Annotated in this window: 38 protein-coding genes and 1 other RNA gene; 19 read left to right on the top strand and 20 right to left on the bottom strand. The window is 54.2% G+C overall.

All coding sequences use genetic code 11. From position 1 onward, the window contains the following. Positions 1–304: 304 nt before the first annotated feature. From H9646_RS16830 to H9646_RS18605, 10 genes are all read right to left on the bottom strand, one after another. Positions 305–832 carry a hypothetical protein gene (locus H9646_RS16830; RefSeq protein WP_191724544.1) on the bottom strand — a complete coding sequence of 176 codons (528 nt, stop codon included), beginning with the start codon at positions 830–832 and terminating at the stop codon, positions 305–307. 61 nt (positions 833–893) lie between these two features. After that, positions 894–1,571 (bottom strand): recombination protein NinG, encoded by a 678-nt coding sequence (locus H9646_RS16825; RefSeq protein WP_225214282.1) that lies wholly within the window; start codon positions 1,569–1,571, stop codon positions 894–896. Continuing rightward, positions 1,562–1,801 carry a hypothetical protein gene (locus H9646_RS16820; RefSeq protein ID WP_191724543.1) on the bottom strand — a complete coding sequence of 80 codons (240 nt, stop codon included), beginning with the start codon at positions 1,799–1,801 and terminating at the stop codon, positions 1,562–1,564. Before H9646_RS16820 ends, H9646_RS16825 begins: the two co-directional genes overlap by 10 nt. Beyond that, positions 1,794–2,144, bottom strand: a complete 351-nt coding sequence (locus tag H9646_RS16815; RefSeq protein ID WP_225214281.1) for a RusA family crossover junction endodeoxyribonuclease — start codon at positions 2,142–2,144, stop codon at positions 1,794–1,796. The genes H9646_RS16820 and H9646_RS16815 overlap by 8 nt, the downstream gene beginning before the upstream one ends. Further along, on the bottom strand, positions 2,141–2,836 hold the full coding sequence (locus H9646_RS16810) for a phage antirepressor KilAC domain-containing protein (RefSeq protein WP_191724542.1): 696 nt from the start codon (positions 2,834–2,836) through the stop codon (positions 2,141–2,143). The genes H9646_RS16815 and H9646_RS16810 overlap by 4 nt, the downstream gene beginning before the upstream one ends. Then, entirely contained in the window at positions 2,833–3,492 is a 660-nt protein-coding gene (locus H9646_RS16805) for a DUF6475 domain-containing protein (protein WP_191724541.1), read from the bottom strand. The genes H9646_RS16810 and H9646_RS16805 overlap by 4 nt, the downstream gene beginning before the upstream one ends. Continuing rightward, the gene (locus tag H9646_RS16800; protein WP_191724540.1) at positions 3,479–4,084 is read right to left on the bottom strand and encodes a hypothetical protein; all 606 of its coding nucleotides are present in this window, start codon (positions 4,082–4,084) and stop codon (positions 3,479–3,481) included. Before H9646_RS16800 ends, H9646_RS16805 begins: the two co-directional genes overlap by 14 nt. Further along, complete coding sequence (locus H9646_RS18750) at positions 4,026–4,346, bottom strand: helix-turn-helix domain-containing protein (protein ID WP_225214288.1); 321 nt, start codon at positions 4,344–4,346, stop codon at positions 4,026–4,028. Before H9646_RS18750 ends, H9646_RS16800 begins: the two co-directional genes overlap by 59 nt. A gap of 38 nt (positions 4,347–4,384) precedes the next feature. Next, on the bottom strand, positions 4,385–4,813 hold the full coding sequence (locus H9646_RS16790) for a hypothetical protein (RefSeq protein WP_225214280.1): 429 nt from the start codon (positions 4,811–4,813) through the stop codon (positions 4,385–4,387). 12 nt (positions 4,814–4,825) lie between these two features. Next, a complete protein-coding gene (locus H9646_RS18605) occupies positions 4,826–4,984 on the bottom strand; it encodes a hypothetical protein (protein WP_263598963.1) in 159 nt (52 codons plus the stop codon). Between H9646_RS18605 and H9646_RS18745 the strand changes: the two genes are divergently transcribed. Then, on the top strand, positions 4,917–5,108 hold the full coding sequence (locus tag H9646_RS18745; protein WP_404813112.1) for a KTSC domain-containing protein: 192 nt from the start codon (positions 4,917–4,919) through the stop codon (positions 5,106–5,108). The two genes, H9646_RS18605 and H9646_RS18745, sit on opposite strands and share 68 nt — an antisense overlap. Before the next feature lie 329 nt (positions 5,109–5,437). Here the strand turns inward: H9646_RS18745 and H9646_RS16780 are convergent, their stop codons facing one another. Next, entirely contained in the window at positions 5,438–5,635 is a 198-nt protein-coding gene (locus tag H9646_RS16780) for a helix-turn-helix domain-containing protein (protein ID WP_191724538.1), read from the bottom strand. 69 nt (positions 5,636–5,704) lie between these two features. On the opposite strand from H9646_RS16780, the gene H9646_RS16775 reads away from it, so the two are divergent. From H9646_RS16775 to H9646_RS16765, 3 genes are all read left to right on the top strand, one after another. Then, positions 5,705–6,370 carry a LexA family protein gene (locus H9646_RS16775; protein WP_191724537.1) on the top strand — a complete coding sequence of 222 codons (666 nt, stop codon included), beginning with the start codon at positions 5,705–5,707 and terminating at the stop codon, positions 6,368–6,370. A 64-nt stretch (positions 6,371–6,434) separates the two neighbouring features. Beyond that, on the top strand, positions 6,435–6,941 hold the full coding sequence (locus H9646_RS16770; RefSeq protein WP_191724587.1) for a hypothetical protein: 507 nt from the start codon (positions 6,435–6,437) through the stop codon (positions 6,939–6,941). Between the two features lie 184 nt (positions 6,942–7,125). Continuing rightward, entirely contained in the window at positions 7,126–7,392 is a 267-nt protein-coding gene (locus tag H9646_RS16765) for a hypothetical protein (protein WP_191724536.1), read from the top strand. Here H9646_RS16765 and H9646_RS16760 read toward each other — a convergent pair. Further along, positions 7,364–7,741: a hypothetical protein gene (locus H9646_RS16760; RefSeq protein WP_191724535.1), complete on the bottom strand. Its 378-nt coding sequence runs from the start codon at positions 7,739–7,741 to the stop codon at positions 7,364–7,366. The two genes, H9646_RS16765 and H9646_RS16760, sit on opposite strands and share 29 nt — an antisense overlap. Here H9646_RS16760 and H9646_RS16755 point away from each other — a divergent pair. Beyond that, positions 7,740–7,991, top strand: coding sequence for a hypothetical protein (locus tag H9646_RS16755; RefSeq protein ID WP_191724534.1), 252 nt, complete (start codon positions 7,740–7,742; stop codon positions 7,989–7,991). The two genes, H9646_RS16760 and H9646_RS16755, sit on opposite strands and share 2 nt — an antisense overlap. A gap of 973 nt (positions 7,992–8,964) precedes the next feature. Here the strand turns inward: H9646_RS16755 and H9646_RS16750 are convergent. Further along, complete coding sequence (locus H9646_RS16750; RefSeq protein ID WP_191724533.1) at positions 8,965–9,117, bottom strand: hypothetical protein; 153 nt, start codon at positions 9,115–9,117, stop codon at positions 8,965–8,967. A gap of 260 nt (positions 9,118–9,377) precedes the next feature. Between H9646_RS16750 and H9646_RS16745 the strand changes: the two genes are divergently transcribed. Both H9646_RS16745 and H9646_RS16740 read left to right on the top strand, forming a co-directional pair. Then, positions 9,378–9,584 carry a hypothetical protein gene (locus tag H9646_RS16745; RefSeq protein WP_191724532.1) on the top strand — a complete coding sequence of 69 codons (207 nt, stop codon included), beginning with the start codon at positions 9,378–9,380 and terminating at the stop codon, positions 9,582–9,584. Between the two features lie 117 nt (positions 9,585–9,701). Then, positions 9,702–10,178, top strand: coding sequence for a hypothetical protein (locus H9646_RS16740; protein WP_191724531.1), 477 nt, complete (start codon positions 9,702–9,704; stop codon positions 10,176–10,178). A gap of 3 nt (positions 10,179–10,181) precedes the next feature. On the opposite strand, the gene H9646_RS16735 is transcribed toward H9646_RS16740, so the two are convergent. Continuing rightward, positions 10,182–10,421, bottom strand: a complete 240-nt coding sequence (locus H9646_RS16735) for a hypothetical protein (protein ID WP_191724530.1) — start codon at positions 10,419–10,421, stop codon at positions 10,182–10,184. Between the two features lie 131 nt (positions 10,422–10,552). Here H9646_RS16735 and H9646_RS16730 point away from each other — a divergent pair, with 131 nt between their 5' ends. The 4 genes from H9646_RS16730 (at position 10,553) to H9646_RS16715 (ending at position 12,806) form a co-directional block, all read left to right on the top strand. Continuing rightward, a complete protein-coding gene (locus tag H9646_RS16730) occupies positions 10,553–10,972 on the top strand; it encodes a hypothetical protein (protein WP_191724529.1) in 420 nt (139 codons plus the stop codon). Between the two features lie 48 nt (positions 10,973–11,020). Then, positions 11,021–11,872 (top strand): DUF2303 family protein, encoded by an 852-nt coding sequence (locus H9646_RS16725; protein WP_191724528.1) that lies wholly within the window; start codon positions 11,021–11,023, stop codon positions 11,870–11,872. 74 nt (positions 11,873–11,946) lie between these two features. Next, entirely contained in the window at positions 11,947–12,543 is a 597-nt protein-coding gene (locus tag H9646_RS16720) for a hypothetical protein (protein ID WP_191724527.1), read from the top strand. A gap of 62 nt (positions 12,544–12,605) precedes the next feature. Beyond that, the gene (locus tag H9646_RS16715; protein ID WP_191724526.1) at positions 12,606–12,806 is read left to right on the top strand and encodes a hypothetical protein; all 201 of its coding nucleotides are present in this window, start codon (positions 12,606–12,608) and stop codon (positions 12,804–12,806) included. Here H9646_RS16715 and H9646_RS16710 read toward each other — a convergent pair. Then, complete coding sequence (locus H9646_RS16710) at positions 12,803–13,069, bottom strand: hypothetical protein (protein WP_191724525.1); 267 nt, start codon at positions 13,067–13,069, stop codon at positions 12,803–12,805. The genes H9646_RS16715 and H9646_RS16710 overlap by 4 nt on opposite strands. A 69-nt stretch (positions 13,070–13,138) precedes the next feature. Here H9646_RS16710 and H9646_RS16705 point away from each other — a divergent pair, with 69 nt between their 5' ends. The 4 genes from H9646_RS16705 (at position 13,139) to H9646_RS16690 (ending at position 15,759) form a co-directional block, all read left to right on the top strand. Further along, the gene (locus H9646_RS16705; protein WP_191724524.1) at positions 13,139–13,618 is read left to right on the top strand and encodes a Gp49 family protein; all 480 of its coding nucleotides are present in this window, start codon (positions 13,139–13,141) and stop codon (positions 13,616–13,618) included. A gap of 694 nt (positions 13,619–14,312) precedes the next feature. After that, positions 14,313–14,996, top strand: a complete 684-nt coding sequence (locus H9646_RS16700) for an HNH endonuclease signature motif containing protein (protein ID WP_191724523.1) — start codon at positions 14,313–14,315, stop codon at positions 14,994–14,996. Continuing rightward, positions 14,989–15,270, top strand: a complete 282-nt coding sequence (locus tag H9646_RS16695; RefSeq protein ID WP_191724522.1) for a hypothetical protein — start codon at positions 14,989–14,991, stop codon at positions 15,268–15,270. The genes H9646_RS16700 and H9646_RS16695 overlap by 8 nt, the downstream gene beginning before the upstream one ends. A gap of 153 nt (positions 15,271–15,423) precedes the next feature. Continuing rightward, complete coding sequence (locus tag H9646_RS16690; RefSeq protein ID WP_191724521.1) at positions 15,424–15,759, top strand: hypothetical protein; 336 nt, start codon at positions 15,424–15,426, stop codon at positions 15,757–15,759. A 498-nt stretch (positions 15,760–16,257) separates the two neighbouring features. On the opposite strand, the gene H9646_RS16685 is transcribed toward H9646_RS16690, so the two are convergent. After that, entirely contained in the window at positions 16,258–16,395 is a 138-nt protein-coding gene (locus H9646_RS16685) for a hypothetical protein (RefSeq protein ID WP_191724520.1), read from the bottom strand. Between the two features lie 258 nt (positions 16,396–16,653). Here H9646_RS16685 and H9646_RS16680 point away from each other — a divergent pair, with 258 nt between their 5' ends. The 4 genes from H9646_RS16680 (at position 16,654) to H9646_RS16665 (ending at position 19,426) form a co-directional block, all read left to right on the top strand. Beyond that, positions 16,654–17,514, top strand: coding sequence for a hypothetical protein (locus H9646_RS16680; RefSeq protein WP_191724519.1), 861 nt, complete (start codon positions 16,654–16,656; stop codon positions 17,512–17,514). 162 nt (positions 17,515–17,676) lie between these two features. Further along, positions 17,677–17,946, top strand: coding sequence for a DUF7220 family protein (locus H9646_RS16675; protein WP_191724518.1), 270 nt, complete (start codon positions 17,677–17,679; stop codon positions 17,944–17,946). A 92-nt stretch (positions 17,947–18,038) separates the two neighbouring features. Then, entirely contained in the window at positions 18,039–18,290 is a 252-nt protein-coding gene (locus tag H9646_RS16670; protein ID WP_191724517.1) for an excisionase, read from the top strand. Next, the gene (locus tag H9646_RS16665; RefSeq protein WP_191724516.1) at positions 18,251–19,426 is read left to right on the top strand and encodes a site-specific integrase; all 1,176 of its coding nucleotides are present in this window, start codon (positions 18,251–18,253) and stop codon (positions 19,424–19,426) included. The genes H9646_RS16670 and H9646_RS16665 overlap by 40 nt, the downstream gene beginning before the upstream one ends. Before the next feature lie 124 nt (positions 19,427–19,550). On the opposite strand, the gene ssrA is transcribed toward H9646_RS16665, so the two are convergent. The 4 genes from ssrA to ompA form a co-directional block, all read right to left on the bottom strand. Further along, positions 19,551–19,929: a transfer-messenger RNA gene (ssrA, locus tag H9646_RS16660) on the bottom strand. Between the two features lie 12 nt (positions 19,930–19,941). Then, positions 19,942–20,616 carry a phosphoglycolate phosphatase gene (gph, locus tag H9646_RS16655; protein WP_191724515.1) on the bottom strand — a complete coding sequence of 225 codons (675 nt, stop codon included), beginning with the start codon at positions 20,614–20,616 and terminating at the stop codon, positions 19,942–19,944. Then, the gene (gene ubiG, locus H9646_RS16650; RefSeq protein ID WP_191724514.1) at positions 20,616–21,326 is read right to left on the bottom strand and encodes a bifunctional 2-polyprenyl-6-hydroxyphenol methylase/3-demethylubiquinol 3-O-methyltransferase UbiG; all 711 of its coding nucleotides are present in this window, start codon (positions 21,324–21,326) and stop codon (positions 20,616–20,618) included. Before ubiG ends, gph begins: the two co-directional genes overlap by 1 nt. Positions 21,327–21,403: 77 nt before the next feature. Continuing rightward, on the bottom strand, positions 21,404–22,036 hold the full coding sequence (gene ompA, locus H9646_RS16645; protein ID WP_191724513.1) for an outer membrane protein OmpA: 633 nt from the start codon (positions 22,034–22,036) through the stop codon (positions 21,404–21,406). Positions 22,037–22,233 lie beyond the last annotated feature (197 nt).

Below are 22,233 nucleotides of genomic sequence, written 5' to 3'. Positions count from 1 at the left end.
GCCTCCATGTCATCGCCATGCCAATCTGATTGGCCGCTACCGTCCGCTGCAACATGCAGCAGGTGCGGCAGTGGTGTGGATGCCGGATGCGCAGCACGTTCCTTGTTCAGCGCTGCGGTCTTCGAGCCACATCCACATGCATCCCGCAGGTGTGGGGCTCCTGCTGCGGATCGAACCGCCCCTTTGGTCGGTAGCGTCTGCTGCATAGCCGTCGCTCAGTCCATGTTGTTCAATGCTTGCAATGGGCCGTTAGCTGTCAACCCGCAGTGCCTGTGCACCAGCACCACAGGCAGCATGTCAGCCCTCATGTGAGCAAAATGTCCATTTGCCTTGCGTCCCCCTTGCCATGGTGCTTCTGTGCTTTTAGCTCCCGCTCCAACTTCTCTACCTTCGCAGCCAGCTCCGTAGCAAGAAATAGGTGTTGATTCGTGCTGTGAATCAACACTGCCGTGCCTGCAGCGCCCAAGCTCAGTTCAGCCAGTACGCGAGCCTCTTGCGGGCTCAACGTGATCACATCGTCCCCAATGTCGTACACCACAGCCCCGTTGCCAAGCACCGTCTTGCTGATTGCTCGCGGCGGTGGGAACTGCTCCACCAGCTCGTAAATACCGCGCAGCAGTCGCTTGAGCTTCCCGTCATCGACAAGGGATCTCAGACGGTCATCCACAATGCCCATTTTTAGCCCCGTCAGCTCTGCCACAGTTTCCCGTGTAGCGATCTGCTCCATTGCACGCAATTCGCGCACAGCTTCAAACACCCGCTGGGTGGATGGCACTTGCTCACCGGGAGCACCCTCGGTTTGCGAGGTCAAGGCTGGTTTTGTTTGTGTCATTCGTTGCGTTTAATAGTCTTGGTATTGCTTCATCACCGTGTGCTCGTTCTCTTGTGTCCGTTTAATCTGGCACGTCCTTCCACAGCGGTAAATCCTTTGGCCACTGCCCCGCGTCACGAATGAATTGGCGTGTTGCTGCAGCCATGGCACGGCCCAGCTCAACGTGGGCATCACGACCACCATCAATCAGGCTGTACTGATCAAAAGCGTAATGACAGCCGTGCTGGCCCATGTCATCTACGCACAAGGGCATGGCACGGCGGTCATCGAGCTTCAAGCCCATGCCCTTGCCTTCGTTTTCATGGGCGTGGTTGCTGCGGCCTTCGCGTCCACACCAGCAGCAGCGCATGCTGGCAACAAGGCGGCGGTAGCCTTCATGGCGGATGGCGCATTCCTTCACGATGGCTGTGCAGCTGGGCGCGTCCGTGCTGACCAAGGCAGCCACACCCACCAACGCCACAAGCTCGCGTGTCTCTTGTGCACTGACGAGTTGGCGCGAAGCGCGGGCAGCATGGCGGTCATCATCCTGGACAACAAAGCGCTCATCCCCATCAATAATGTGAGCATCGGGCGCTTGTATGTCATCGCGCTTGTTTGATTTCAGCGGTTTATTGGTTGGTTTAGATTGCGCGCTTGCGCACTTGTGCGAACACACCGATTGCATGGGACGTGATGGAACGAAAACACAGGGGCACGCCTTGCACTTGCGCGCCTTGGGGGGCTTGGTGGTCAATGCCATGGATAGCCCTCCTGCTCCACCACCTGCAGCACGCCAAAGTCATCCACCACGCAAATTAGCGCCACGCCAACTTGCACAGGCCTGCAGCAGCGGTTTTCTTTCGAGTTCCACACGCGGTAGCGCCCGTCTTTTATGCGGTCGATGTGCTGGCGCATGGATGTGGCACTGCTGATTGGGTATTTGGAGCGTGGCTTGCGCAGGCCACCTTGAGGAATGCGCGACTCAGACACGGCGCACCTCTACCTTCACCATGCCGCCAATTTCATCAGCGCGAGCAATACTCAGACTCCAGTGGCGGTCATCAACACCCAGCACGTCTGCCAGGCCATCCAAACCGGACTTCATGCGGGCCAGCGCGTTGTCCAGGTCGAAAGCTCGGCGCGTTGGTGGGTAAAACGTCAGCGACAAGTGCAGCTTGTCTGCCTGAATGCGTTGTACACCCTGCACTTTGGCCTGTACTGCACACACGTGGCGGTATGACTTCTTGGCCTTGGCCAGCTTGCTCCAGTGCAGACGCGCATTGGGGCTCAGTTCTTTGGGCGGCCATGGCAGCGTGATATTCAACACATTCATGCAGCCACCACCTTCTGCGCCACCTGGTGCTTGGCCCACTCACCAGCAATCCACTCAACACCCTTGGGCGTGAACTTGGTTGTGCTGAATGCATGCTCGTTACGCGTTGCCACTCCGGTCTTGACCACAAAGCGGCCTGCATCAATGTGGTTCTGATACGCAGTCCACTCATTGCCCAAGCGGTACATGATCTTTTTTTCCTGCAGAAACAGGCGGAAGTCGGGTTCGTTCGCGTTCAGCAACTTGGCCACCTGCCGGAAACCCTTCGCACCATTGGCAGCCACGTAGCGATCAACGTATTCGACTTTTGGCGCAGCCTCGCGCAGTTGTGCCTCCTGCACCTCGATGTGCTCTGCCTGCTCTGCTGCCATGCGCAGCGCCTGCGCCATGGTTTGTGGCAGTACAGGACCCTGCTTGGCCTCCAGCTCCTGCCAGCGGTCAACCAAACGCGCAGTGAACTCCGGCGACAGCTGCGCCACGACGACATAGCTATCTCGCTTCTCAAGTGGGTAGACGCTCACAATCTGCCCTATGTGATTGCGAACTTCCTGCAATGCAGGGAGTTGGATTACGCCTCGCGCTGCCAGACGCTCAATCGTGACTTTCACGTTGTCGTGACGCGACTCCACCAAGTCTGAGATTTCCAAGCTGCTCATGGTCAGAGCCGCAGCAGTATTCATCAGTACATTCATGCGCGCTGCTCCTTTGCTGTGGTGGTGTTAGCCAGCAACTGCATGGCCTGCTTTGGTAGCGATGTGATCAGCGTCTTGCCTGCCACCGCGCCGTTCTTCAGTACCGCGATGGCTGATTCACGGTTGCCCACCAAGGCGGGGCGAGGCAGAGGAATGCCGCGGCTGCTGTATTCGTGGTCCGGTGATCTGTCGCCAGCCAATCGGCGTTGGTAGTCGAACTGGCCGCGCTCGGTATAGGCTTTGTGTGCCACTTGGAAACGGTGCTGAACGTAGGAAAGTTCGGCCACTTCAGTGCGACAAACCTTTGGCCAGCCGCCAAGGTCTTCGATCACGGCGTGTATCGCCGGGTCATCAAAAACGACGTCTGTGTAAGCACCCACAGCACCCATGGCTTCCAGCACCTTGCCCCACGCCAATGCAGCACGGTCGGTGCTGGTGCCCTGCAGCGCCCGGACCACATCAGCCACCTTGGGGGCGAACTGACCGCGTTCAGGATCGCAAGCGTGCTTTTGAATCGCCTTGGACACCTGAGACATGTCGAACGATTCGCAAGCGCTCCACCACACGCCGAGCAAGAACTCGGACACGTCCTTGCCGTAATAGGCCATCACATCGGTGAGTAGATCGGCAAATGCGCCACGTTCATGCTGCTGCATGCTCACCTCCCTGCGACGCCCAAGCCTCACCGACACGGCGGTTTCGCCGCTCAAGTGCCTCTTGCTTGTTCAAGTTGCCAGACTGGGTTTGGGCCGTAGCACCCACGGCCCATTGAGTGCGGTACGCCTCGCACGAAGCCAGCAAGTCCCCAACGTCATGGAAGCGCTTGAGGATGAACGCCTCTTCAGCGCTGGCCACAAACCACTTCGCCACGTCCGGTGCCTCTTTGCCAATCCGCTTCACAAACTGCGCAATTGCCGTGTTCACCTTAGCGTTGCGCACAGGCTCGGTTTTGTAGCGCAGCGCATAGGCGGCGCTGTACGCATTCCACGTCTCGCGGCACAACTCTTTGAACGCCTCCTCTTTCGCTTGCTTCTCAGAATCAACGCCTTGCTGCCCCGGCTGCGAAGCAGGCGGAAAAGGTTCTTTGATGGTTCCTTTACGGTTCCCTTTAGATTTGGGTGCGCCTGCTGCGGGGGTGGGGTGCGCCTCCTGCGGGTCTAGAGGTGCGCCTCCTGCGGGGGGTGGTGCGCTACCTGCACCCGGTGCGCCATTTGCGGGGGGGTGCGCTATCTGCGGGGGGTGCGCCATCTGCACCCCTGTTTCTTTCTCGCTTTGATGGTGCCTTGGCAGGGTCAAAATTTTGAGGCGTTACTGTGTAAACCGTGGTCTTGTTGGGCTGGTAATCACGATAAACAGCGCCTGTGGTTTGCAGCCAGCGCAAAGCCTCCTGAACAGCGCGCTCAGACAAGCAAGTGCGCCGCTCAATAGTCTTGATACCCGGCCAGCACACGCCCGAGTCATTGGCCTGGTCTGCCAGCGACACAAGCACCGCCTTTTGCGCAGGCGTCATGCCTTGCAAGTCCCAGCATGCGGACATGATGATCGTGCTCATCGGCCACCCCCTTTCGATTCGGGGCCCCACATAGGCCCTATGAGCCTAGTCATCGCTTGGGCACACTGATCGTCATGGCTCGCTTTTTCAATCACCATCTGGGTATGCGTCTTCCCATACGTCATGGCGTAGACGGCATCGCGCAGCACACTGCTGGTATCAGTGCGGCGCATGTTGCACTGCTGCAGGAACAAGGTATGGGTTTGTTCGTCCACCTTGGTCTTGAGCGGGAAGTCCAGCTTTCCAAGCGGCCCAGCAATGCCACGGGCAAACATGGGCATGTCGTCGCCCTCGTCCGACAGTTGGCTTTGAACGTGCTCGAAGATCTTCAGAACCTGATCCGGTTCCAAGCCTGCAATAGCAGCAACCACCTTCTTGAAAGCGGCAGCTTCTGCAGGAGAGAAATTGGTGTGAGGTGTTTGCATGGCACCTATCCCTTAAATGGTGCCCACCACACCCTGGGCTACGATGGAGCTGCTGACACAACCATCAATAGCTCCAAGGGAGGCAGACATGGAAATTCGGAACTTGAATTCATCAGCCATCAGACGGGCTGGATACAGTGCAGAGTCGCGAACGCTTACGATCTGGTTCACAAGCGATCCTGCTCTGGGCTACGATTACTACGGGGTCCCTGCTCACATATGGCAGGGCTTGATTTCGACGTCGTCCGCAGGCACGTACTTTCATTTGCACATAGAGAAGCAGTACGGGCGATAGCCACATCAATCAGCTCAAGCTGCCGAGAGAAGTCTGTTGTCCAGCACGTCTCTCGTGACAGAGGCAAGTCCGGCCTGTCTGTAATCAGACAGTTGTCGTGTGATAACAGCGCCAGTCGCGCGGCCTTTAGCGCCTCAACAACTGCACCAGCACTTGGCTTAAAAGGTGGTGGCGTTTGGGCAAATGCTTCACCCTCAAGCTCTGGTGGCTCGCCCTTGATCAAAGGCCAAACACCAGGGTGGCAATCAATCTGGGTTGCGTGTTGCAGCGTGAAGGGGATGCTGTTGCGCTTGCATACTGTGCCTGCTGGCAATGTGAAGGTTTGCTGCTCACCCATGGACCACCTCTTGGGTTGTGTCCTGAGCATGGGGTTGTTGCATGCGCCATAAAGCAGCCTGCACACGATCAACGATACGGGGTGGGAGAATTTCAGGCCACTGATTCACAGCCTGATAACTCACGCCGATTGCTTTTGCGGCAGCCGGAATGGAGCCACCCAGTTGTTCAATAGCTTCATCTTTATTCATACCCGGATTGAATCATGATTCAGATGCCAAAGCAATCACTATTCAATCCCTTTGAAGCATATTTCAACCATGATTGAATACAGTGATCGCCTAAAGGCAGCGATGGAAGCTCGCTCAGCGTCCGTTTCCCAGCTCGCCGCAGGCATGGGAGTCAGCTACCAAGCCGTTAAACGAGTATTGGACGGTCTCTCTAAGGCTTTTTCTGCCGCCAACAATGCAAGGGCCGCTGCGTATTTGCGCGTCAACCCCGATTGGCTGGCAACAGGCGTCGGTCAAATGCAAACAGAGGCAAACACATTGCCTGGCCCCGATGTGAAAGGTATGTACCCATTGCTATCCGAGGTACAAGCAGGCCGATGGACCGAGTTGTGCCCAATATTTCAGCCAACTGACGCGGCAGACTGGAGACCATCCACCAAGAATCTTGGGCCTTGCGGATTCATGCTGAGAGTTAGAGGCCGGTCTATGGAGAACCCAGGGGGGTCTCCGAGTTTTACTGAGGGCATGATTCTTCATGTCAATCCTGATATTGACCCCATGCCTAGCAACTTTGTTGTTGTCCGCCGCAGCTCTACCGACGAAACTACCTTTAAGCGCTACATCCAGATTGAAGGAGCGCCATACCTAGAGGCTATTAACCCGGATTGGCCCAAAGACGAGAAGTATTTGAAGCTCATGCCTGGTGACGTGTGGTGCGGGGTTGTGGTCGACGCTTCTCTTGGTGGACTAATTTAATTTTCAGTCTGAGCTAGGGAGGTTTTGAACGTCTGGCGCAGCGATCAATATTGAAATCGGGGGCATGATGGCTATCGAGCAAGGGAAATACGGGCTTTGGTATTCAAAGGGAGTCGGATTTGCCACCAAAGATCAGGCGCAAGCACATGAAGATGGGCCAATCAAGACCCCTCATCCAGCAGCGAAGGATTCAGATCAAAAATCTTCTGCAGCTTGGGTGTGGGTTATTGGTGCATTAGCGATCCTTGTTTTGGGGGCTGTCATTGCCTCAAATAGCAAGAGCACTTCTAGTTTGCAAAGCAAGAAGGCGGATAGCGATGCTCAGTTGCAAGAAATTAAGTACCAGCGCTTGGCTAGAGAACAGGTCATGCTATATCTCAAAGACCCTGAGTCAGCGCAATTCAGAAATCAAATAGGATTCTGTGGAGAGGTCAACGCTAAGAACTCACTTGGTGGCTACGCCGGGTTTAAACGGTTTATCGCTGGCGGAAAGGACATGGTCTTTCTTGAAGACGACAAAAGGCTAGAGGCTGGGGCGTTTCAGTCAGCATGGAATGAGTTCTGCAGCTGATGCTGTGAAAGTCGCTGGCCGCCTCAAAGGCCGGCGGACGTTCAAGCAAGTTTGACTGATGCACCTCCTACGCCGCGCCCTTCCCTATGCCTTTGCCTTCTGGGTAGTGGTTGGTTTGGTGTGGGCTGCTTGGGAGTGGATGGCGACGTAAAGCCAAGAATTAATTGCAACCAAAGGAGGAGATATGGCAGTTTTATTGATTACGTATGACCTAAACAAAGAGGTACGCCGCCCGCCTTTTTTGGAGACGCTCAAAAAGCTTTACCCAGATTGGGCAATGCTTTCCGAGTCTTCTTATGCGGTTTCCACCAACTCGACGCCCGATCAGATCTACAAATCCCTCGGGCATTTACTTGATGCAAACGACAACTGCTTGATTGTTACTCTGAGTCTCCCTTGGTATGGGCAACAAGACGAACTCGTCATTCAGTGGTTGAAACAACGCCTGTAGCAACGCATGCACCAGCGACTGGCGTAACTGACACTACGGCGCGATCAACAAGCATCTTGTGCAAGATCGCCTCACCATCGCTGGTATATGCCTGAAGGTAGTAGCGCCCATTGCAATCCATGTCCAACTTGCAGCTGACCTGTTTATTGTCAGCAGCCAATCTAGGTTGATTAAATTGCTCATCTGATTTGAGATTTTTCTTGGTTTTTAACAAACTGAAGTCAGGCGCGGTAAAGCCAATGGCTTCAGTTTCTTTAACAGTTTCGTAAGGCAATCCGGCAATATGAATTAAGGATCCTGCAGGGATCCTCCAAACGCATGACTTTTGATTAAGAGAGGTGTTATCCATGGCCTTGTATTTCCTTGAGTACGATTTGGTGAAACAAAAGAACTATCAACCGCTCTATGACGAGCTCGAGCGACTTAACGCGAAGAAACACCTCCTTTCAGCGTGGAGCTTTAAGGGGCAACACTCCGGTGCAAGCGAAGCTTGGCGGGACCACTTCCGACAATTTATCGATGCCGACGATCGCTTGATGGTTTCAGAGGTAACGGACTGGGCAGGCACCAAACTCCTTGGTACCCCACACAACACATAGCCAGTCAATTGACAGCCAAACAGCCCGCCCCGAGCGGGCTTTTTTTCGTCTGTGTGGTGTGTGGTCATGGGTAGATTGTGATCTTGATTGAATAAATATTCAAATAAGAACTGAATCATGATTGACACTCGCAAGTGAATCATGATTCAATTCAACTCATCGCAGCACTAAACCGCGAAACACCAAAGGCCCAGCGATCCGGGGCCGAAGCCAACAGGAAGCAAAGGCGGGGTTAGCTCCTAAAGGGGCGATGCAGGAGGTGCACCAAAGCGACGGGTGCCAAGTGATCGAGCCAGCACCCCATGCTCATGCAGCTTGGCAGGCTGGGTAAATAAAGAACCCTCGCAGGTGGTAGCGAGTAACAAAAGGCCATCGTGCGCTGTAGTCAGTACTGCTCTGCCCCTGGATGGGATAGGCAACAGGAACATCAAAGGTCACGCGAAATCCAGACGCTGGGATCTATACGGCGTTGAGGCATACCGGGTTGCCAAGAACAGCAAAGCCCGTCGCGCAAGCGATGACAGGTCGGAAAGCTACGACCACAAACCAGAGCCCTGTGACAGAGGGTTGTGGTTTGAATAGGAGAAACAACATGGGCTTTCCACACCCAAACAGCCCGAATGGATGCTGGCAGCGCCACGGGTACCGCTCTGAATTGCCACCAGGCCGTCCACAGGCACGCTGCCGAAACATCTATGCACCAGACGGAACGCTGGTTCTAGTGGCTGCTGATTACGAAAAGCAGTTTGATTACTGTCGCGCAAAAGGCTTGCTGCTTCCCGCGTGTGAGGTTGAGCGGATCTTGTGACGAATGGCTGCAGTTTGGATGTGGTTAGAAATTTTCATTTATGGCACGATGCTCACAATGACTACCCTGCTACTCCAATACACCAGCATTCGCACTAGCCTAGTGGGCGGAAAGCCTTTTATCGGGCTAAAGCACACAGCCAAAGGGGCGGCAGACCTGCCCGTGTCAACTGTGTGGATCGATATGCCGCCAGATGATGTGCGGCGGCTTATCAAAAGCCTGCAGGAGACGCTTGCCGAGCTTGATCAAAGTTGATTTTCCAAGCCAGTCAAACCGCCCACCGAGGCGGTTTTTTATTGCCTGCTCAAGCAGGGCCATCTGGTGAGTTGTTTGGCAATCCAAACACCTGGCCTGATGGCAATCGTGACAGGGGTTTGCCTCCCTGCAAGGCGTGAAAGTCGACCCCCTCCCTCTTGTCGGTAAGCCGGGGCTCATACGGCGCCATCAACCTTTTTCAGCCGGGCCGTGGGCGTCTCCTCCCTCCCTCTTCTTCTTCCCATGGCATGCCGAAAGGCACCGGCTCTTTATTCCTCACCCGCCCTGCACACGCACGGCGGGTTTTTTTATTGGTGATCGATATGGCCACTTTTAAACGCTTTCGCGGCCTTGCCGGTAAAGCCCGCTACGAACCGCACTCCCACGCTGAATGGCTCAAAGAGCGCGAACTGATGCGGCAGTCAGAAGTCGAGCGCTTGGCGCGCCACACCAAATCTGTGTCACCAGAAGAGATCCGCCAGAGCTTGTGCACACCCACCAACCCTATCGGCAGTGCCGACGCCATTTAGGACTAGCACCATGCCTACCGCCCTCGCCTGCCTGACTGCTTTTTGCATCGTCATTGGTGTCAGTGCCCTGGCTGCTGCAGAGAGCTGGCCTGATGAAACCACAACCGAAAGTGAGCCATGTACAACAACTTCATAACCCTGGCTGAACTCAATGAGCTGCTGGGCACCTGCAGTGTCAACTCGATGCAGCTGGAAGCGCTGGGCTTTTTCCCATTCGACAAAAGCGCGCTTAAAGCTGACATGTTTTCTGAAAAAGCATGGCGCAAATACCGCAACGCCAAGCTCTACCAGACCAGTCAGCTGGCTGACATTCGCGCCACCATTGGGGCATCGATGCGCGACTCCTGCTGTGAGCTGCGCCTACTTGGCCGCGAGCTGGTCAACGCTGAAACCGAGCTGCCGCAAACGCACTCCATCATCGTGACGGTGGACTCTGGAAAAACGACCATCTCTTTGGATAACGGAGTCGTCAGCACACCCATGTCCTCACAGGCGCGCCCACTGCACGCAGCGGTGCGCCAGGCCATTCAATGCGCCTTGGCAGAGGTGGCAACCGCGCAGCGTTCGGCCATGCACTTTAAGCAAAAACAATAGCTCTCAGAGCTTACCCATCAACCCACCAAGGCCCGCCACTGCGCGGGCTTCTCTCATTCTGGAGATACCAGCATGCGATTCATCGTCAAGTTTGGCAAAGAAGTTATTCAGGGCATCGACTTTCCCGACAACCGCACCGCGCGCGCTTGGGCTGATGCCTGTTTCCCTAATCGCCATGCCTGCAGCGTCACGCAAAAACGAGGTGGTTGATGCTTTACGGGCTGTACTGGATTTTCGTTTCATCCGCTGCGACATGCACTGCCGCAGTGGTAGCCAGTTTCTTTCCAATTCCTTTCTGAGCAAGCGTTAGTAGCCCACTTTTCCCCACCCAGCCAGTCCCCGCAATTGCGGGTTTTTTTGTTTCAGGAGTACTCATGAACAAGTTGATCAATCCGACCCTCAAAGCAAAGCGTCAAGCCTTTGCCGATTTTCTGGCCCACAGCGCGCCTTTCCTGGGCGAAGAAGCCACCGAAGCCCTGAACGACTTGGTGCACGCCACCACCGAAACAGGCAAGGCCGGTTCGCTGACCCTGACCATCAAGATGAAACCCATCGGCGGCAAGGCCGGCCAGATGGAGCTGGAAACTGATGTGAAGGCCAAGCTGCCCGCGCCCACCAAGGGCAAAACCATCCTGTTCACCACCACCGACAACAACCTGCAGCGCCAAGACCCGCGCCAGCAGACGTTGGACGGTGTACGCGATGTGTCCCAGGAATCCACCGCCCAACAACAGAAAGAGCTGCGCCAGCCCGAACAGCGCCCCGCAGCCGCTCCACTGCGTGCAGTTGGCTAAGAACCCATTCCCCTCTCCCTCAACCCATTCCATTCATAAGGAAACACCATGTCTCAGAACGACACTCAAACCGAAACGATTGCTCGCGACACGCTGGCAGCCTGCAATCAAACTGTGCGCGATGTGGCCGGCACGCCTGTGCTGGTACTGCCTGAAGGTTTCAAAGCGGCTGATCTGGCTCACTTGCTGGCAGCTCCTGCCCGTAAGCGCGGCACGGCTGTGCTGAACGATGCCGAATCCTTTGTGGCTGTGGTCAATGACCAAATGACTGAAGACACGCGCATTTTCAGCACCATCAACCCACCCACCTTCACGGCAGTGTTCAACCACAATGCGGCCGAAGCTGGCTGGGGTGACCACAAGGCGCAATACAACGCCCCCTTGGCGCCTGAGTGGCTGGCCTGGACACAAATGGATGGCAAGAAGGTTGGCCAGGTGGATCTGGCCCAGTTCATCGAGAACAACCTGGTGGATGTAGTTTTCATCGACAAGGCCGCTCCCGGCATGCCTGTTGGCGAAGTGGGCAGCCCCGATGGCGCCACGCTCTTGGAAGTCTGCCGTACCCTGGAAGCCAAGAAGAAGGTGGATTTCAAGTCTGCCATTCGCCTGGCCGATGGCTCTACGCAGTTCACCTACGACGAAGACGTTCAAGGCAGCGCACGCCAAGGCCAGTTGGCTGTTCCCGAGCAGTTCAGCCTGGGCATCCCAGTGTTTGAGAACGGCGAAAAGTACCGTGCTGATGTGCGCCTGCGCTACCGCATCCAGGACGGCGGTAATTTGATCATGTGGCTGGAGCTGATCCGCCCGCACAAAATCATTGAAGACGCTGTGAAGCAATTGCGCGCCGATATCGCCGCACAAACAGAGCTGCCAATCCTGAACGGTAGCCCTTCCAAGTAATTCAGCACCAACGCTGCCCCTCTAGCCCGATCTGGCTCCCGCCTGGTCGGGCTTTTTGCTTTCTGGAGATTCCCATGCAGCGCGCATACGTGCTCTATCTCTACTACCACCTGCTGGACACCGTGCTGCGCAAGATCACCCTGAACACCACAGAAGAAGGTGCATGCCTGAACTGGCATGGTGCGATTGATGTGGGAACACCTGTCATGGCCATGCCTCACCGTCGAATGGGTCGCTGCAATGACCCTGCCCTAAAGCCGCCGCAACAAATCCGTGTGCGCGCTCTGATGCTGGAGCTTTTCAGCAACAAGCGCCCACCCACCAAAGCCAAGACACCACGCAGCATCGTGGTCAGCAATACCTGCCTCAATCAAGAGTGCATCTGTCCTGATTGCTCCCGCTACGTTCGCCGTGGCGTACCTATCGCCATGGGCTTGGCAAACATGGACCTCGCCACATCCACCCTGCGCCGAAAACGGATCGCAGAGACAAAACAGAGCATTCGCGTTCTGACGCCAGAGCAAGTGCAACGAATCAAGTTTGAACTGAGCACGACCGCGCGAGAGCTTGCGCGCCAGATGAACGTGAATTTCTCCGTTGTCCATTCGTGCCGCTCTGGCCGTACCTACCAAGATTTTCGCCCCAGCCCGTTTGCAGGCTTAGGGGCATGAGCACAAGGCGCTTGTGCGCTTTGTCCCGATGCCCTCCCTGTACCTTTTGAAGAGACACCACCGTGAACCAAAACGCGAACTCCTACAAGCCGCCCTATTGGCAATATCAAGGCACCGAGCTGCACCGCGATACGGGTGTGCCTGGCTCCCGCTTCTTGGCGTTTGATCTACCAAGCCGGGTGGGTGACCGTCTCCATTACCCAGATGGCCGCGTGCTGCCATTCCCGTATCCAGCTAAAAGCGCGCCTAACTCACGCCTTTAGACGCTCAGCTGCACCCGCGTGCCATCAAGGGCAACCATTGCATTGCCCTCTGCAGACACTGCCACAGGGACGCCCAAGAACTCCCTCTCGTACCCATTCTTTAGGTTCAACGGGTAGTTCATGGTTTCGTTCACCAAGCGGCGGTCTGCCAGCAGCCCATCAAAGGTGCTCTGTGTCAGCTCAAACCGCTGGGGGTATGCGTTGTTGTTGGCTTTCCAGTGCTCGCGCAGAGCACCAATCATTGAGTCGTAGATGTTTTCCATGAATCAAGTCTACGTCTTGCAGCAGCCCGCCTTGAGCGGGTCTTTTTTTGTCACCAACCAAGGAATGACATGAACGATTCTGAAATTGAGCAAGAGATCCAAGCCAAGGGCAAGACTGCCCCGCGCATCACGCCTAAAGACATTGAAGCCAACATCGTCAGTGAGCACTATTTCACCGCTGCGCAAGGTGCTTGTCATCCGAAAGCCATGAACCCGCGCAACTTCAGCAACATTCCCCCCGAACTAGGTCTGCTGACGATATGCGTTCTGGTGCTGCGCAACGACTTCACAGTCACTGGTGAAAGCGCCTGCGCCAGCCCCGAGAACTTTGATGCCGAGATTGGCCGCAACATTGCCCGCGCCAACGCCGTACAGAAGATCTGGCCATTGATGGGATACGAGCTACGCAGTCAGTTGGCCAACACGATGCCTTGTACCTGTGTGCCGAATCAGGGCTGCAGCAACTGCCGCCCACGCCCAGTGCTGACCGAAGCCGACGCCCAAGCCGATCTGGACGGCACGCCCCGCCCTGACTATTACACCGACTAAGCCCCAGAGGTATGCGCACAGCGCCCTTTGGGTGCTGTCCTGATTTCTCTGGATGCTAGATTTGCAATCGGCAGCCAATAGCTGTCACTGAATAAGTCAGACACTATCGATAGCTAACGATGGCTTGCCAACAAAGAAACATTAAATAACATACGCCGATGCAAGTCACTCAGCAAGAATATGAAATTGCTTTGGCAGAATTTCAACCATTCTTGTCAGCTCCATTTCCTCCGCCTCCTGGAAGCTCCGAATCACTGCATTTCGCTGCGATTTTGGAAAAAATTGAGATGTATGAAGCAACGCTCAAAGACAAAAAATTGTCCATAAATGACGCGTCTAGAGACATAACAGATTATTCGGTTTATTGATTCATACCATAGCCACTTTTCTATCGTCACCAAGTGCCGCAAATGAAGTTCCATGCCATGACTTTTCAGGCATTTTGCTGCCCGTGCTAAGACAAGTTGAATGATTGAAAATGGTCGAATGTGTCCACCATTCACTTAGCTGAACTTAGCAACTTGGCTGCATTTCTCAGCACCTTTATGCTTTCGTACCTGATCTAAACATCTCCAGGAATTGCACAGTTTTCTATACAGATCAGCCTCTTTCTTCTGGTGATTTACCCTGAAAACCTACCTTAATAGATTCCACAGCCCGCCACTGAGCGGGCTTTTTTACGTCTGGACTTCTCGTGAACTCAAAACAGCAGTGGCTTCCTGTAGAGCTGGAGACGCTTAAAGATCTGTACCCCAATCACACAGCCAAATTTGTAGCCAATGTGCTTGGGCGCGAAGTCGGCAGCATCTATCGCAAGGCTTTTGAGCTGGGGGTTGAGAAGTCCGACGAATTCTGGAAAAGCGATCAATCAGGACAGGTGCAGCGCGGTCAACAAGATCCGCGCATGCAGGCCACTCAGTTCAAAAAAGGGCACACGTCATGGAACAAAGGCACCAAGGGCATTACAGGTCTGCACCCCAGCAGTCGGGCCACACAGTTCAAGAAGGGCCGCGCACCTCAAGAAAGCCGCAACTACCTGCCCATCGGCAGCCTGCGTCTATCCAAGGATGGCTGGCTCGAGCGCAAGGTAACGGATGACCACCCTGTGCCAGCCCGTCGCTGGGTGGCAGAGCACCGCCTGGTGTGGGAGCGTGAGCACGGGCCCATCCCAGATGGCCACATCGTCATATTCAAAGACAAGCGCCGCACCGCAGTTCCAGAAGAAATAACCGTTGACCGCTTGGAATGCATCACGAAAGCGGAAAACCTTCGCCGCAACCGCGCCCGAGATCCTGAGCTGCTCAAGCTCATCCAGCTCAAAGGCGCGATCACCCGTCAACTCAACCGCATCACCAAAGAGGCCAAACAGAATGTCTAGCCCCCATATCACCCAAGTTCGCCAAAGCCTTCTGGATACGCTGGCAGACCTGCGTAACCGAGACAACCCCATGGAAGTCGATCGTGCTCGGGCTGTTGCCCAAGTAGCCACTGTCCTGGTTGAGACCGCCAAGGTAGAGATCGATTACATCAAGGCCACTGGAGCAGACCGCAGTGATTTCTTGGAGCCAGCAACAACATTGCCTGTTATTAGCAATACGCCAACGGCAGCTAACCCATTTCCGGTTTCAGTCACTCATCGCCTGAATGGATAGTGCGGCCGCAAGCCACCACAGTCTGACAACACCACGCCCACCTAGCGTGGGCTTTCATATGACATGCATCAAACAGCTGTTTAGTGCAACCTGTTATCGGCAATCAAAAAATGGTCATTTGCAATTGTTAACTCTCTCGGTTACACATTGACCATGAATTACCAAGCGACTTTCGAGCGCCGTTTTCACGCGCTTTTAAAAGCTGTTGACCCACAGCCTCGTTGTACAAGCCGCCAAGAAGCACATGATCTGCTCTTGAAACATTGGGTTCTGATTTGCGAAAAGAACGGGCTGCCCAAAACACAGGTCGAGCGCATGAAGTCGCACAACTTGAGTACTGCGCATGGGTGGCACAACCTTGACCAGAACCCCTGCCACTGGGATTCCAACACGTCACCTGGGGTGCGTATTTATCTGCATGACGATGGTCTGATCGTGATGCAACGTATCAATGATGGAGAGGAGAAAGAAATTCTCTTCCTAAAATAAAACATAGCAAATGCCGCTTACTAGATAAGAATTAGTGCCACTTTTTATACAAACAAAGCCCGCTGATGATGCATCGAGCGGGCTTTTTTTATGAGCACTTGGTATTAGCAGTTGCCTTTCTTGGCTTGGCCGGGGGGGCAAAAGCCTCCATGGCCGTGCCCACCACTATGTCCAGGGTCCACGACCACTGAGCCGCTCGGTGTATACACCGCACAGCCTGTTAAGAAAGTGGCCACCAAGATTAAACCAAAGAGTTGCTTCATTTTTTTCACTAAAAAAGTTCGAATAAATGCAGTTTAGACAATGTTCTCTAGGTGAATTGTCTGCTTTTGTTTATCACCCACTCACTCAGCCCACACCGCACCGGCTTTTTATGGCGCCAAACCCATAAACACCATCACACCACCCGTGTCAGAGCAAAAGGCCGAACTCGCTAAGCGCTGCATCCACGTCCCCGTGCTTGTCCGCACAGAGCCCAAATACGAAGTTTTTGCCTGATTAAATGGGTGCGAAAGCCGTAACCAGAATGACCGCGACAAAAGCAAAAGCAAGCTGCAAAGCGCGACGAATGGTTTGTGTGCCTACGTACTCGAAGGCTGTCACTCGACTTTTGAAGTTGGGGAGTGCTTTAGTCATAACAGGAGCTTACGCCTGAGACTTTTCCTTTCACGTAAGACAAATTGCCGCTAGTCGTATCCGTTTGTCTCTATCCAGCCTGCCTTGAGCAGGTTTTTTTGTTTTTGGAGCCAACCCAATGAGCACCACCACACCGCCGGTACCGGCGCAGCAGCCCGAACCCTACAAACGCTGCGCAAGCTGCGGCGCGCCAATCCACCACCAGCCCGCCGAGGGCGAAGGCCTGCCCTGCGGGCATTGATCAAGGAGAACACCACCATGACACAAGCACAACAATCAGAAGCTCAGCGCCTTGCTGCCATTTGCGAAACCAAAGGCATGTTTCCTGTCGCGGATGAACTGAACCGCATGCACGCCCGCATCCTGGAGCTGGAGCAAGGCAAGTGCCTGCACCAGATTGCAGAGCCTGCAGCACCTCATGCTGCACGTGACCTTGGCCTAGCTGCACTGGAGCAATATCTCAAGGAATGCGAAGAGAACCAAATCGTGGCAGACGTCGGTGGGGCCTTCGCCTATGCATGGCAACGTGCAGCAGCACCGCAGGCAGTGCAGCCCCCCGTACCAGTGCTTTTCGTAAGCCGTGAGCAGCTTGAAAGCCACACCGACCACTTGGAATCAGAAGCAGGTCGATATCTGCCAGCACGCAAAACAGATGTAGGCAAATTCACCATGCCCTTGTATGCGCACCCCGCAGAGGGAGTGCCAGCGCACGAACTGATCGATTGGGATTCGGCACACAAGATCGCATTCCAAGCAGCAGCTGCTTTCCGGCCAAGCTACTTCAAAGGAGCTGACTTTGTAGCTCATAACTGGGTTGTTGAAGCCATCCGCACCGCTCACATCGACGGGCAGCGGCACGCCGTGGGGCTTCCCGCCATTGATCGCTCTGCGGCCTTCGCAGCAGATCTTCGCAAAGAGCGCGCCGCCACCCAGCCAGCAGCGCAGGGGATGCTGGATGCGATGACGAATGCATTCATCACCAGCGAGTCTGATGGCGCGGCAGGCAGCTACAAGCTGGTCGCAAAGTTCCAGACGCTGCCAGAGCTTCAAGCGGCACACAATGCTCTGGTTACAGCCCTTGCAGCCCAAGCCAAGCAAGGGGAGCAAGCAAATGGTTGATATGCCCAATGACATTGAAGACACGCCAACGGCTGTATGCGATGCGTGTGGCGGAAGCGGATCAAGCAAAGAGCATGGCTTTGACTGCGAAACATGTGCCGGTGACGGCTGGGTCTTTGTGATCGAGCGCGCTGCCCAAGCAGCCAAGCAGGGAGAGAAGCAATGACACAGACAAAACTCGGCAGCCTGATTGAAGCCGTCATCAATGTACTGATTGGATTCGGCATCAACTTCTCTGCAAACATGCTGATATTTCCAGTCTTTGGCTGGAGCATCAGTGCTGGCCAGAACTTAACCCTTGGGCTGATCTATACAGGCATCAGCGTAGCGCGCTCTTATGTGGTGCGCCGATGGTTCAACTCCAAGCTCAAAAAAGCTGCAGAGCAGTTAGCTGCGCGAGCAGCCAAGCAGGGAGCGCCAAATGGCCAGTAGACGCAAACGCACCCAGCGCGACCGCCGCGCTCCCATCCTTGAATTTGATGAAACCCAGCCCCGCTAAGTCGGGGCTTTTTTAGGTGCAAGTCATGACACAAATAGATACAAGCCAGCTTAAAGCACTAACTACCGTGCAAGCAGCACTCAGTCCTGAATGGGTCTTGGCTGAGAAGTACGAAGAACTTACCGGTGTCACTTGCGAAGCCATCCGCATGCGTAGAAAGCGTGGGGTTTGGCTGGATGGCAAGCACACAAAAGTTGTTCTACGTCGAATTTACGTCAACATTAAAGCTGCAGACAAATGGATAAGCGAACAAGTATCAATACCCCATCGGGCGTAGTTATTAGAGAAATGGTTACTGGTGACCGCCTGCAAATATCGTTCATGTGGGCTGGTCAACAGTGCAGAGAATTGCTCCCTCCCTGCACCATTAATAAATCATCCATTCAATATGCAGACAACCTGCGCAACGAAATCAAGCGCAAGGTTAGTGATGGCTCATTTGAATACGCAGCTTACTTTCCTGAAAGCCCACGCGCAAAAAAACCAGAACGCGATACGGAGTTGATGGAGGTACTCCTAGAAAAGCAATTTAGCTTGTACGAAAGACAGGTGGCCAATGGAAAGATGAGCCCTGCTACCTTCCGCGGCTACGCCAAAAGCCTCACAGGAGAGCGCATGCGCCACTGGCATGGCTGGAAGCTGGGTGGCGTCACACCTTCCGCGTTGCGTGACTGGATAGGCGACATGGATTGCACCAGCAAAGCCATACGCAACATGCTGATTCCGCTGCGCTCTGTGATGGAGGATGCGTTAAATGACGGCTTGATAGAGTTCAACCCTTTTGACCGTATTGCACTGGCAAAGCTGATTCGACAAACCAGCAAGGCAAGTGATTATGTGATTCAGCCTTTCACACAGGCGGAGTGCGACCTTATATTGAGGGCTTGCCGTTCCGACGAGTGGCCCATGTATCAGTTTTGGTTAAACACCGGACTGCGCCCTGGTGAACTACAGGCTTTGGAATGGAGGCACATAAATTTTGACAATGCCACAGCACGCATAGAGCAAAATCAGGTCGTAGGTGTTGTTAAAGCGCCAAAAACAGCTGCAGGCATCCGCTCTGTAGAGCTCAACCCCGAAGCAATTAAGGCTTTAGAGGCCCAAAAAACCATGAGCGGCCTGCGTGGCCAGCGAGTCTTTCTCAATCATGCAACGCTGCAGCCATGGTCTACCGATGCCCAAGTGCGTAAAAACTCTTGGCTTCCGCTGATGAAGCGCTCGGGTATTGAGTACCGCAATCCTTACCAAATCCGGCACACCTACGCGTCGACACTGCTGACTGCTGGTGCCAATCCTTGGTACGTCGCCCAGCAGTTGGGTCACGAAGATGTGGAAATGGTCTTCAGAACTTATGGCAAGTTCATTCGTGAGGACTATCAAAAGCCCAAGGCCGTTCTAGCAACAGCGAATTGATCGGTGCTATCCCCGTGCTAAATCGGTGCTATTTCGGTGCTGAAATCAAGACCTTTTCAGACCCACTCGGAAAAAGAAAAACCCCCTAAACCGTTGATTTCTCAGGGTCTAGGGGGGTCTTGTATGGTGGAGCTGGCGGGAATTGAACCCGCGTCCGCAAGCCTTCGTCAGGCAGATCTACATGTTTAGTGCTCTGATTTAAATCTCACCTCATCAACCGCGCAGGCACACGCTGCAGATAAGGCCAGCACCCTATGATCTTGCTTCATACCAAGGTGCACGGTACAAAGCCAGCTGATGAAAATTCCCTTGCAGCCTGGAGGTATTACTACCCCCTTGCCCAGCCCATCAGCGTGCTGTTGCAAGGCTCACCGGATTTAAGCGGCGAGTGCGAAACGTTCGTCGTTTGCAGTTAGTTTTTTTGAATCGAGATTTACGAGCGTAACTCAAGCTCGACATGCACCACGCTGATCCCGAACCCACGTCGAAACCAGGACAGCCCCATACACGTAATTCTAATCCAATCTGAGTAAGTGCGTGAGATCTATTGGAGATTTGATCACGGCACCGGGCTTCCACTCCTCAACCGACTCAGTTCCACCCAAATATCCATACGCAGCAGCTACGGACTGCATCCCGGCAGCATGAGCTGCCTGCATGTCTCGCTCATCATCGCCGACATAAATACAGCGCCCGGGCTCGACATTCATCTGTTTAGCTGCGTGCAGCAAAGGCAAAGGATGGGGTTTGGAGTGCTCCGTTGTGTCACCACAAATAACAGCGCCCGCAGTAGAAAACTCATCAATAGTGCGCGCAATCGGCAGGGCAAAACGCTCCGCCTTATTGGTCACAATCCCCCAGCGCAAGCCGTTGTGTTGAAGCTGCTGCAGCAACCTAGCCACGCCCTCAAACAATTGAGAATGCTGGCCCATGCAGCGCGCATAAGCTGCAAAGAACTCTTCCCTCAGAGCTTCAAAAGCCAAAGATTCCTGGGTCACTTCCAGCGCAATTCGAAGCATACCTCTCGCACCGGTGCCAACAAATGGTCGGTAATGGCTTAACGGCAAAGGCGCCAGACCCCGAACAAGGCGCAACTCATTGGCTGCAAAAGCAAGGTCCGGAGCGCTGTCGAGCAATGTTCCATCCAAATCAAAAAGGACGGCATCTATGTTTTTTCTACTCAGACTCATCACAAAGGGCGCTTTGCTGCCAGCATATAGTTCACGCTGCAGTCTTCATTGAGCCAGTAACGGCCTGTCAATGGATTGTGCTGCAAACCTTTGGCATCCGTTACAGCAAGCCCTGCCTGGCGGCAAAAGAGTGCAATTTCGCTGGGCTTCAGAAATTTCTCAAATTCATGCGTCCCTTTGGGCAGCATATTGAGCACATATTCTGCCGCCACAATCGCTAAGCCATAGGCTTTTATGTTGCGGTTGATTGTGGAGAAAAACACCCATCCACCCGGTTTTACCAGTTCTCCGCATGCACGCACAATGGATGCGGGGTCCGGCACGTGCTCGAGCATCTCCATGCAAGTCACAACATCAAAGCTTGCCGGTCGTTCTGCCGCCAGCACTTCCACAGGAACTTCACGGTATTGAATGTTGGGTGTCCCAGCTTCTAAAGCATGCAACTGCGCCACCCGTAAAGACTTGGTAGCCAGATCAATACCCATGACTGTGGCCCCCTTGCGAGCCATTGCATCGGCCAAAATACCGCCGCCGCAACCTACATCCAGTACGGTTTTTCCTTCAATCCCTACATGCTCATCAATCCAACCCAAACGAAGAGGGTTGATCATATGCAGTGGCTTGAACTCACTGTCCATATCCCACCAATGGTGAGCAAGATTAGAGAATTTTTCCAGCTCTGCTGGATCCACATTGATCGAGTCGGTCATGTTGATGATTGTGCAACGAGTTGAATGCTTAAAAAAAAAGCCCCGTCTCCGGGGCTTTTTTAGCAATCTACGAGAGATTACTTACGTGTACCGACCACTTCGATTTCGACGCGACGGTTTTGTGCGCGGCCAGCCTTGGTCTTGTTGTCAGCAACAGGCTGAGCTTCGCCCTTGCCTTCTGTGTACACACGGCTCTTGTCAATGCCCTTGGATTCCAAGTAAGCCTTCACAGCTTGAGCACGACGCTCGGACAGCTTCTGGTTGTAAGCAGCGGAGCCAACGGAGTCAGTGTGACCCACAGCAACGATTACTTCCAGGTTGATGCCCTGAACCTTAGAGGCCAGATCATCCAGTTTGGCCTTGCCTTCTGGCTTCAATACAGACTTGTCAAAGTCGAAGAAAGCATCAGCAGCAAAAGTCACCTTGGAAGCAGTAGCTGCAGGAACAGGAGCCACAGGTGCTGGAGTAACTGCAGCAGGAGCAGCAGCCTTCACCAGAGCACCGTCGCAGCCTTCAGCGGCAGTTGCAGGTGTCCAGTTGGCATCGCGCCAGCACAGTTCGTTGGTACCGTTCTTCCACACCAGCTCGCTGGTGCCGTTCTTCCAGTTATCGATAACCTGACCGCCATCGGCAGCCTTCACTTGAGCGCCGGCAGCAGTTGCCATAGCTGCGGTTGCAAACAGGATTGCTACTTTGTTCAGTTTCTTCATGGTTCTCCTCTTGGGGATTAGCCGCAGTCAAGCTGCGAAATTCATGGACGTCATTAGTGACCATCACCAAGAACGCTGGAAATGATTGTGCCATACGTAATATTCGAATGGATGGCTGGCACTACAGCTTGAGGTAGGACAAAAGCCTAATGGCTATGAGATGTTGCCAGCCAACAACATTGCATTACCTCTAAAAT

Origin of the sequence: Comamonas avium (assembly GCF_014836675.1) — a bacterium.
In the GTDB taxonomy this organism is placed as follows: domain Bacteria; phylum Pseudomonadota; class Gammaproteobacteria; order Burkholderiales; family Burkholderiaceae_C; genus Comamonas; species Comamonas avium.
The sequence above is the reverse complement of the archived record's forward strand: the minus strand, read 5'-3'. Positions and strand labels throughout refer to the sequence as shown.

Coding starts and splice junctions, on each gene's coding strand:
- H9646_RS16690 (WP_191724521.1), top strand. CDS start 15,424: ATGAATTACCAAGCGACTTTCGAGCGCCGTTTTCACGCGCTTTTAAAA.
- H9646_RS16775 (WP_191724537.1), top strand. CDS start 5,705: ATGATTGAATACAGTGATCGCCTAAAGGCAGCGATGGAAGCTCGCTCA.
- H9646_RS16675 (WP_191724518.1), top strand. CDS start 17,677: ATGACACAGACAAAACTCGGCAGCCTGATTGAAGCCGTCATCAATGTA.
- ubiG (WP_191724514.1), bottom strand. CDS start 21,326: ATGACCGACTCGATCAATGTGGATCCAGCAGAGCTGGAAAAATTCTCT.
- ompA (WP_191724513.1), bottom strand. CDS start 22,036: ATGAAGAAACTGAACAAAGTAGCAATCCTGTTTGCAACCGCAGCTATG.
- H9646_RS16790 (WP_225214280.1), bottom strand. CDS start 4,813: ATGCAAACACCTCACACCAATTTCTCTCCTGCAGAAGCTGCCGCTTTC.
- H9646_RS16780 (WP_191724538.1), bottom strand. CDS start 5,635: ATGAATAAAGATGAAGCTATTGAACAACTGGGTGGCTCCATTCCGGCT.
- H9646_RS16755 (WP_191724534.1), top strand. CDS start 7,740: ATGGCCTTGTATTTCCTTGAGTACGATTTGGTGAAACAAAAGAACTAT.
- H9646_RS16815 (WP_225214281.1), bottom strand. CDS start 2,144: ATGAATGTGTTGAATATCACGCTGCCATGGCCGCCCAAAGAACTGAGC.
- H9646_RS16830 (WP_191724544.1), bottom strand. CDS start 832: ATGACACAAACAAAACCAGCCTTGACCTCGCAAACCGAGGGTGCTCCC.
- H9646_RS16760 (WP_191724535.1), bottom strand. CDS start 7,741: ATGGATAACACCTCTCTTAATCAAAAGTCATGCGTTTGGAGGATCCCT.
- H9646_RS18750 (WP_225214288.1), bottom strand. CDS start 4,346: ATGACGCCTGCGCAAAAGGCGGTGCTTGTGTCGCTGGCAGACCAGGCC.
- gph (WP_191724515.1), bottom strand. CDS start 20,616: ATGAGTCTGAGTAGAAAAAACATAGATGCCGTCCTTTTTGATTTGGAT.
- H9646_RS16810 (WP_191724542.1), bottom strand. CDS start 2,836: ATGAATGTACTGATGAATACTGCTGCGGCTCTGACCATGAGCAGCTTG.
- H9646_RS16720 (WP_191724527.1), top strand. CDS start 11,947: ATGCAGCGCGCATACGTGCTCTATCTCTACTACCACCTGCTGGACACC.
- H9646_RS16765 (WP_191724536.1), top strand. CDS start 7,126: ATGGCAGTTTTATTGATTACGTATGACCTAAACAAAGAGGTACGCCGC.
- H9646_RS16735 (WP_191724530.1), bottom strand. CDS start 10,421: ATGAAACGAAAATCCAGTACAGCCCGTAAAGCATCAACCACCTCGTTT.
- H9646_RS16745 (WP_191724532.1), top strand. CDS start 9,378: ATGGCCACTTTTAAACGCTTTCGCGGCCTTGCCGGTAAAGCCCGCTAC.
- H9646_RS16665 (WP_191724516.1), top strand. CDS start 18,251: ATGGATAAGCGAACAAGTATCAATACCCCATCGGGCGTAGTTATTAGA.
- H9646_RS16705 (WP_191724524.1), top strand. CDS start 13,139: ATGAACGATTCTGAAATTGAGCAAGAGATCCAAGCCAAGGGCAAGACT.
- H9646_RS16725 (WP_191724528.1), top strand. CDS start 11,021: ATGTCTCAGAACGACACTCAAACCGAAACGATTGCTCGCGACACGCTG.
- H9646_RS16730 (WP_191724529.1), top strand. CDS start 10,553: ATGAACAAGTTGATCAATCCGACCCTCAAAGCAAAGCGTCAAGCCTTT.
- H9646_RS16825 (WP_225214282.1), bottom strand. CDS start 1,571: ATGGCATTGACCACCAAGCCCCCCAAGGCGCGCAAGTGCAAGGCGTGC.
- H9646_RS16750 (WP_191724533.1), bottom strand. CDS start 9,117: ATGGCCCTGCTTGAGCAGGCAATAAAAAACCGCCTCGGTGGGCGGTTT.
- H9646_RS16800 (WP_191724540.1), bottom strand. CDS start 4,084: ATGGCGCACCCCCCGCAGATAGCGCACCCCCCCGCAAATGGCGCACCG.
- H9646_RS16770 (WP_191724587.1), top strand. CDS start 6,435: ATGATGGCTATCGAGCAAGGGAAATACGGGCTTTGGTATTCAAAGGGA.
- H9646_RS16670 (WP_191724517.1), top strand. CDS start 18,039: ATGACACAAATAGATACAAGCCAGCTTAAAGCACTAACTACCGTGCAA.
- H9646_RS16680 (WP_191724519.1), top strand. CDS start 16,654: ATGACACAAGCACAACAATCAGAAGCTCAGCGCCTTGCTGCCATTTGC.
- H9646_RS16805 (WP_191724541.1), bottom strand. CDS start 3,492: ATGCAGCAGCATGAACGTGGCGCATTTGCCGATCTACTCACCGATGTG.
- H9646_RS16695 (WP_191724522.1), top strand. CDS start 14,989: ATGTCTAGCCCCCATATCACCCAAGTTCGCCAAAGCCTTCTGGATACG.
- H9646_RS16710 (WP_191724525.1), bottom strand. CDS start 13,069: ATGGAAAACATCTACGACTCAATGATTGGTGCTCTGCGCGAGCACTGG.
- H9646_RS16740 (WP_191724531.1), top strand. CDS start 9,702: ATGTACAACAACTTCATAACCCTGGCTGAACTCAATGAGCTGCTGGGC.
- H9646_RS16685 (WP_191724520.1), bottom strand. CDS start 16,395: ATGACTAAAGCACTCCCCAACTTCAAAAGTCGAGTGACAGCCTTCGAG.